The following is a 7,020-nucleotide window of genomic DNA, read 5'->3' on the forward strand; positions in this document are numbered from 1 at the left end:
CAGCATGACGAGGCGAGCCGGTCGGGTGAAATCGAGCTGGTAATCGGCGGCGGCCAGCCAAACGAGCGGTTCGCGCCAGATCACTCGGCCCCGACCTCCCGCGCCCCCGCGCTTGACGATCACGGCATCGAGGCGGTTCCCGTCATAGGCCTCCAAGAGGTTACAGCTCAGGCCGGTCATCAGGTCGATGTGCAGGTCGGGATAGAGCCGGCCGAACCGGGCGAGCAGCTTCGGTAACTGGCCGGGGATGAAGTCCTCCGACACGCCGAGCCGCAGCGTGCCGCTGGCCGCGGGCTCGCGCCAAGTGCGCATGATGCGGTCGTTGAAATCCAGCATCTGGCGCGCTGCAGCGAGCAGCCGCTCGCCGTCCGGGGTCAGGCCGAGCGTGCGGCTAGTGCGGTCGAATACGCGACGCCCCAGGATCTCCTCGAGCCGCAGCACCTTCTGGCTCACCGCGGATTGCGAGCGGTGGACCACGTCCGCGGCGGCGGTGAAGCTGCCGGTCTCGGCCACCGCCACGAAGGCCCGCAGAAGGTCGATCTCTAGGTCCGGGTAGCGCATCGTCCCGCCTGCTCCACTGCTGCGACGTGGGTTCGCTTCCGCAGACTCTCGCCGCCCGTCATAAATCGAACCAAGCGGCTGGGGCAGCTCAACTGCCCGCTCCCTGGGAGGGCGTCCGCGCGACTTGCGTCTCAGCCGGTTCGACATGCTCGTCGGCTGGTAGGACGACGACCCTGGTCTCGACTGGCACCCGGCCGTAGAGGTCGATGACGTCCTGGTTGAACATCCGAATGCAGCCTGAGGACACGTCGGTGCCGATCGTATGCGGCTCGGTGGTACCGTGGATCCGATAGAGCGTATCGCGCTGGCCGTCGAACAGGTAAAGGGCGCGCGGCCCGAGCGGGTTGCTCAAACCGCCAGCCATGCCGTGGCGCCAGGGTCCGTTCCGCTCCGGCTCACGAGCGATCATGTCCGGTGTCGGGGTCCAGCGTGGCCATTCGGCCTTGCGCCCGACCCGCGCCATGCCGCTCCAGGCGAGCCCAGCCCGGCCGACCCCAACACCGTAGCGCAGGGCCCGCCCGTTCTCCCGCACGAGGTAGAGGAACTTGTTGCCAGGATCGACCACCAGGGTGCCCGGCGGCTCAGCTCTCGGATAAGCGACCTCCTGGCGGAAGTAGCGGGGATCGACGTCCGCAATCTCCGTAGCCGGCAGGGCGAAGCGTTCCTCGGGCCGTGCTGCGTACATGGCTGAGTAGCTGGCCGTGACCGCCGTGGAGGGCACTGGTGCGGTGGCTTCCGGCGGCATCCCAACCGTCATGCAACCGCCCACGAGAAGGGTGAAAGGTGCAAGCCGGACCAGGACTTGGAGGCGCGAGCGAGCATCCGAGGAGATGAACTGGATCAATCCCGGTGCGAACATGACGACTCCAGGTCTTCACGAGGCAGCGCCGCAACCATGATAGAGGCTGCGTCGCGAGTGCGATGCCGGATTACAGCATCCGAGCCAACAATGAGTGAAGCGCATAGTTCATCTAGATCCTAGTAGGATATCGAATGCACCTTCGAAATAAACACTTTTTTGCCTGCAGAGTGCAATCCGGCGTCCTGGTTCGTACATTTTGGATGATACGCACATCACTCTTATTGTTAACCCATATATAGCTCAACAAGAAAGATTTGATGATTCATTCTAATCTCAAATATTTTTTACATTCGCTTTTCAGAAATATTTTGCGCGATAGAAAGATGGAATAGATGAAATAATGCTATAATATCCATGTCATAGCGCATCGAGATCTGTTTTTGTGGCTTCTTCCTGCTGCGCTTCTACGTCGGAGAGTCGGTCTTTAAGCGCATTCCGGATGATAGCGAAGGCATCGGAACCGAGGACTAAACGCCGAGGTGCCGGATTGTGATCCGCGCTAGCGATCATAGCGGCGGCCATCTTGACGGGGTCTCCATTCGGCATGCGAGTCGGATCTGTGAGGATCGCGTGCACCATGCCCGCGGGTGTTCCGTCATAGGCGTCGAGCTTAGCCCCAAGGGCCGCGCCAGCCGCGCCGCGGAAGTTGGTACGCGCGCCGCCTGGCTCCACTATTGTGACGCCGATACCGAATGGAGCTAACTCCTGTGCAATCGAGTCCATGAAGCCCTCGATCCCCCACTTGCTGGCATGATAGAGCGAAGCTCCAGCGTGGGTCGCCTGTCCACCATATGTCGACAACTGCAGGATACGCCCCCCTCCCTGGTTCCGCAGGTGCGAAACAGCCGCCCTTACAACCCGGATTGATCCTGTTAGATTAGCCGCGATCTGGTGCACAATCTGGTCATCGCTAAGTCCTTCAAGGGCGCCGAAAAGACCATATCCTGCGTTGTTCACTATGACGTCGATGCGCTCGAGTTCCGCGAACGCTCGATTGACGGCCGAGGTAACCGCTGGGCCATTTACTAAATCGAGCTCGGCGAGCCACAGCCTGTTTCCATATTGCTCACGCAGATCTTTTGCTGCACCGACACTCCTGATCGTGCCCGCAACTCGATCTCCTCGTGCAAGCACCTGCTTGGCAATTTCTCGGCCAAAGCCGCTGCTCACGCCCGTGATCAACCAAGTCTGCATAATAACCTCCTTGCCGGTGGGCGAAAGGTAATCGCTTCGGTGGTTGCCATTAGTGGGGTAATCCTGCATGAGCTGATGGCGAAACGCCATGAAAATGCAGCCAAGCATCACTGAGCTACGAGCGTTGGCGGCGGTCGCGAGGCATCGCAGCTTCCGAAAGGCCGCGGACGAGCTTGAACTGGCTCCATCGACGGTGAGCCATCTCCTCACCGGTTTCGAGGCCCGGATCGGAGCGCGGCTTCTGAACCGCACCACGCGCAGCGTCGCCCTCACCCCAGTAGGGGAACGGCTGGTCGATCGTCTCAATTCCATCCTGATGGATCTTGACGGAGCTCTGGCAGATGTGGATGCGGCGCGTGAGCAGCCGGTCGGCGTCCTCCGCATCACAGCATCGGATACGGTCGCCATGCTGCTCATGCGCAGCATAGTGCCGACCTTTCTAGCATCGTACCCGCAGATTACCCTCGATCTAGTGGCTGAGGCATCGTTCGTGGACATCGTCGCGGAGGGTTACGATGCCGGTATACGACTGGGCGAGGCAGTGCCGCGCGACATGATTGCAGTCCGCTTCGGAGGCCCCTCGCGGATGCTCGCAGTCGCCTCCCCCGCCTACCTTAGGGGACGCAATCCTCCTGTGACGCCATACGAACTCGCAGCTCACTGCTGCGTTCGATCGAGAACGCCTGCAGGCCGACCATATCGATGGGAGTTTGAGCGCTACGGGGAAGCGGTAGCTGTCGACGTATCTGGCCCGCTAATGTTGAACCGCACCGAGCTCATGGTGGAGGCAGCTCTCAAAGGCCTAGGCATCTCCTTCGTGCCGGCACGGATCGCTGAGCCCTCCCTGCGTGAGGGTGCGTTGATACCGCTGCTTGAGGAATGGTGCCCAGAGTATCCAGGCTTGTTTCTCTTTTATCCGGGCCATCGACATGTGCCCCTTGTTCTGCGAGCTTTTATAGATATCTTGAAAGCGCATGCTTGATCGATCATCTATATTCCATGGCTGAAATAGCAATCGACCGTCGCCTTTTGTCGGGTAAGGTATAAGATGATTGATCATAATTTCCTATCTGCCGACTAGCCTCAGAGGCAAAGCACGGGCCGTCGAGGATCCTGATTTGTCATCCGCCGCTTCAGTCCGCGAAAAGTATTCCTGCTGTGCTTTTCTCACCTCGCGCTCGTGCTTCCAAGACCAAGAGAGAAGAGCACCCACCGGCTCGTCGAGCGTATGACCGAGCGGCGTCATGCGATACTCCACCGCAAGCTCGCCCGTGGTCAGGACGTGCCGCTGGATCAACCCGTTCATCTCCAGACGTTTAAGGCAGGTCACCAAGCTCTTCTGCGAAATCGGAGGCACTTCGCGCCGGATCGCATTAAATCGCTGCTTCCCGCCTCCAGCACAGAGGGCTGCCAGGATCGGGACCGTCCACTTATCGGAGAGCAAATCGAGCAGGAGGCGCATCGCCTCCAATTCCTTGATGTCAGCCATGAGTCGGTCACCTCCACGAAACCTGATAGCCTAAAGGTGCGTAATTTACACGTGGTATCTTTCTGATACCTTGCGAGTCGCTCGGCTGGTGATCGACCTGCCGCGACCCGCAGGAAGTAGCTTATGTCAGATACATCGATCCTTAACATCGAAGCAACGAACAATAATTATGCACCGGTTACCGTCGATGTCGGGTCATTCAAGGTGACGGCGATCCACGATGGCCACTTAGATCTGCCAACATGGTTCCTTGCACAACATGAAAACGACTGCGAACTCAATACCGAGGCTACCTTTCACCTTGACGTGAACGCATTCCTTGTTCGGTCTTCAACTCATAACTTACTAATCGATGCAGGCGCCGGCGGTAAGATGGGACCAGACGTAAACAGGCTGGTTCCCAATCTAGCGAAAATCGGACTGACGCCGGACGATATCAATTTCATTCTATGTACACATATCCACCCCGACCATACCAATGGCCTCATCAACACCGATAATACGCCGATCTTTAACAATGCTCAGATATTTGTTCATCAGACTGAGATCGATTATTGGTTGACCGACAAGCAGTATGCACTCGCACCAGCCGATCTTCGCTACGTTTATGACTGGGCACGCGAAGCGTTCACTCCGTATGCCGGGCGGACGGAGGCCTTCACCCGAGGTCTGATTTTGCCAGGGATTGAGGCGCTCCCACTATTTGGACACACTCCTGGTCACAGCGGCTTCCAGATCGATGGCGGCGGCAACAAGCAGCTAATCATCTGGGGTGACGCGGTCCATCGGATTGCGATCCAGTCCCGTGACCCAGATATCTCGGCTCAGGCAGACGTGAACCAGGATGATGCCCGCGCCTCACGCCGTGCTTTGTTCGACCGTGTTGCTACGGATGACGTGCTAGTCACTGGCATGCACATGTCATTCCCCGGCTTTGGCCGCCTTCGCCGCAAAGGCGTAGGCTATGATTATTTTGCAGAACACTGACATCTCGCAACAAAAATATCTAATTTATTCAGAAATATCTTTATTATATTTCTACTTAAGTCGGTTATAAATTTTGCTTTTAAAAATCTTCCAGTCAGCATATGCAGCCGCAATTTAAATCTATTAAAACAAAACTAATACAATAATATTTGCGTCATGATCATATGGGCCTGCGGCTGCCACGTTGTCAATTCGTACTCCACGCATCAATCCTAAAATAAGAGGAACAAGTATGATGTCTGCAGAGAAGGTCGGCGGAGGCTCGCACCTGCCAGCGAGCGCCTGCAATGGTTGCAATTCGCAATATCCCGGATTGGCCGAGACAAACCTCCACATGATCTCGCCTCTTAAGGCTAAGACGCATGGTCCAGCCATGGATGGGCCGAAGCGGAGTCGGTCGAGGAGGCTGGCGATGGGAATGATGATGGTGACCCCACCAGTTGGTGATGCCTTGCTTCGAGCCGATGCCGCCCGCAGCGCCATGGCTCGGCTCCTCGCCGTCGCTGGGCACGATCTCAAGCAGCCGCTCCAAGTCGCCCTTATGGCTATTGAGCGCGCGGTCTCCGACGGCGTCGGACCCCGCGCCGCCATCCGGCTCGGCCAAGCCAGCGACGCCTTAGTGCGGCTCGGACGTGATCTCGACGATCTCGCCCGCTCGTCCCAAGTCGACAACGCGCCGACGAGTCTCGGCCCGGTTCTTCTCGGCCCCCTCCTTGCCAAGGTCGCGGCCGAATGGCAGCCCTACGCCGAGGTGGTCGGGGTTCAGTTGCAGGTCCGTAGCACAGGGCTGAGGGTGGAGAGCGAAGCCGCGATGCTGGCGACGATCCTGCGCAACCTCATAGGCAACGCCGTTAAGTATGCGGGCCGGGGTGGCCGGGTCATTGTCGGGTGCCGTCGGCGGGGCGGACGGATCGTGATTGAGATCCATGATGACGGGCCGGGCATCCCGCCAGGGCGCCTCAGTGGCATTTTCGAGGCTTTTGATCGGGCTGGCCGCCGCGACGGAGCTGGGCTCGGTCTTGGTCTTCACATAGTGCGTCAGACTGCTCAGGCACTCGGCCACTCAATCGGCGTGCAATCTCGCTGCGGACGAGGATCGATCTTCGGCGTGACCGTGGATCGCTCCACTGGCGCAGCCTTAGACGATATTTCCGCACTCGGTTGATGGCCGCCGGAGCCACAGGACTGCTCTCCGACAGGCGCTCTCTGGAGCAGATTATCCGCTTCATACAGGCAGTCATGATAGTCTGACCACCCGGCTGCGGGAGGCATCAGCCTTTTCCAGCTCGCTTCCTCAAAGTCAAATTTATAATAAATGCAGACCTGCCGCCAATGCGGGAATAAAATTATATGCACCTCATTCTGCGGGGACGGCGAAGCGTGCCCCCCAGACATTGATCGTGCGCATGACCTGCGGGCGAGGGGCGGATGTCGGTGCTACCGTGGACGGGCTAGGCGCATATGCTCGCTGCATGCGGCTCATGCTGGCCACTGAGTGCGTCAAGCCGTACTCGGTCGGTGCGGCGAACAGAGAGCCTGGAACAATGAACTCGTGTCCCCAGGCATTGAAGGTTCGGTTTTCCTGAGCGGAGCTCGGCGTGGCAACGAGTGCAAGACCAACAGCAATCAAAGCTGCATTGGCAATACCGATGCTCATAGTGATCTCCATCTGTTATCAACGAAATAGCTGCCGCCGGGTTGATGACGAAGATCTAATTCTCCAGCGGTCTTCGCTCGATACCCGCCAGGTGCAAGATGATAGCCGTGCGGATCAATCGTGCTTCCGGGCCGGAAAGTCTTGATGCATGGTGCCGCCTTCCAGGCTTCGCCCACTCACCGAGCGGCCTGAGTTCGCCGGACCGAGGGAGCCATGACGGAGATCGGCGAGGATGCGCTCAGCGGGTTAGCGCCGCTACTGCGGGTGCGC

8 protein-coding genes are annotated in these 7,020 nt (G+C 58.6%); 3 read left to right on the forward strand and 5 right to left on the reverse strand.

All coding sequences use genetic code 11. From position 1 onward, the window contains the following. The 3 genes from VQ02_RS25830 to VQ02_RS36050 all read right to left on the reverse strand — a co-directional run. Positions 1–561 (reverse strand): LysR family transcriptional regulator (locus tag VQ02_RS25830; protein WP_048447113.1); only part of this gene is annotated, 561 nt, incomplete at its 3' end. Positions 562–649: 88 nt separating this feature from the next. After that, entirely contained in the window at positions 650–1,420 is a 771-nt protein-coding gene (locus VQ02_RS25835) for a L,D-transpeptidase (protein WP_048447114.1), read from the reverse strand. 360 nt (positions 1,421–1,780) lie between these two features. Beyond that, positions 1,781–2,707 (reverse strand): SDR family oxidoreductase, encoded by a 927-nt coding sequence (locus VQ02_RS36050; RefSeq protein ID WP_342447860.1) that lies wholly within the window; start codon positions 2,705–2,707, stop codon positions 1,781–1,783. Between VQ02_RS36050 and VQ02_RS36055 the strand changes: the two genes are divergently transcribed. Beyond that, entirely contained in the window at positions 2,706–3,599 is an 894-nt protein-coding gene (locus tag VQ02_RS36055) for a LysR family transcriptional regulator (RefSeq protein WP_083469452.1), read from the forward strand. The genes VQ02_RS36050 and VQ02_RS36055 overlap by 2 nt on opposite strands. An 84-nt stretch (positions 3,600–3,683) precedes the next feature. Here VQ02_RS36055 and VQ02_RS25840 read toward each other — a convergent pair whose 3' ends face one another. Further along, the gene (locus tag VQ02_RS25840) at positions 3,684–4,106 is read right to left on the reverse strand and encodes a winged helix-turn-helix transcriptional regulator (protein ID WP_048447115.1); all 423 of its coding nucleotides are present in this window, start codon (positions 4,104–4,106) and stop codon (positions 3,684–3,686) included. Between the two features lie 123 nt (positions 4,107–4,229). Here VQ02_RS25840 and VQ02_RS36060 point away from each other — a divergent pair, with 123 nt between their 5' ends. Further along, on the forward strand, positions 4,230–5,093 hold the full coding sequence (locus VQ02_RS36060; protein ID WP_083469453.1) for an MBL fold metallo-hydrolase: 864 nt from the start codon (positions 4,230–4,232) through the stop codon (positions 5,091–5,093). 418 nt (positions 5,094–5,511) lie between these two features. Beyond that, the gene (locus VQ02_RS25845; RefSeq protein ID WP_245239847.1) at positions 5,512–6,258 is read left to right on the forward strand and encodes a sensor histidine kinase; all 747 of its coding nucleotides are present in this window, start codon (positions 5,512–5,514) and stop codon (positions 6,256–6,258) included. A gap of 192 nt (positions 6,259–6,450) precedes the next feature. Here VQ02_RS25845 and VQ02_RS37580 read toward each other — a convergent pair whose 3' ends face one another. After that, the gene (locus tag VQ02_RS37580; RefSeq protein ID WP_157080815.1) at positions 6,451–6,762 is read right to left on the reverse strand and encodes a hypothetical protein; all 312 of its coding nucleotides are present in this window, start codon (positions 6,760–6,762) and stop codon (positions 6,451–6,453) included. Positions 6,763–7,020 lie beyond the last annotated feature (258 nt).

This window comes from Methylobacterium variabile, from assembly GCF_001043975.1.
Lineage (GTDB): Bacteria > Pseudomonadota > Alphaproteobacteria > Rhizobiales > Beijerinckiaceae > Methylobacterium > Methylobacterium variabile.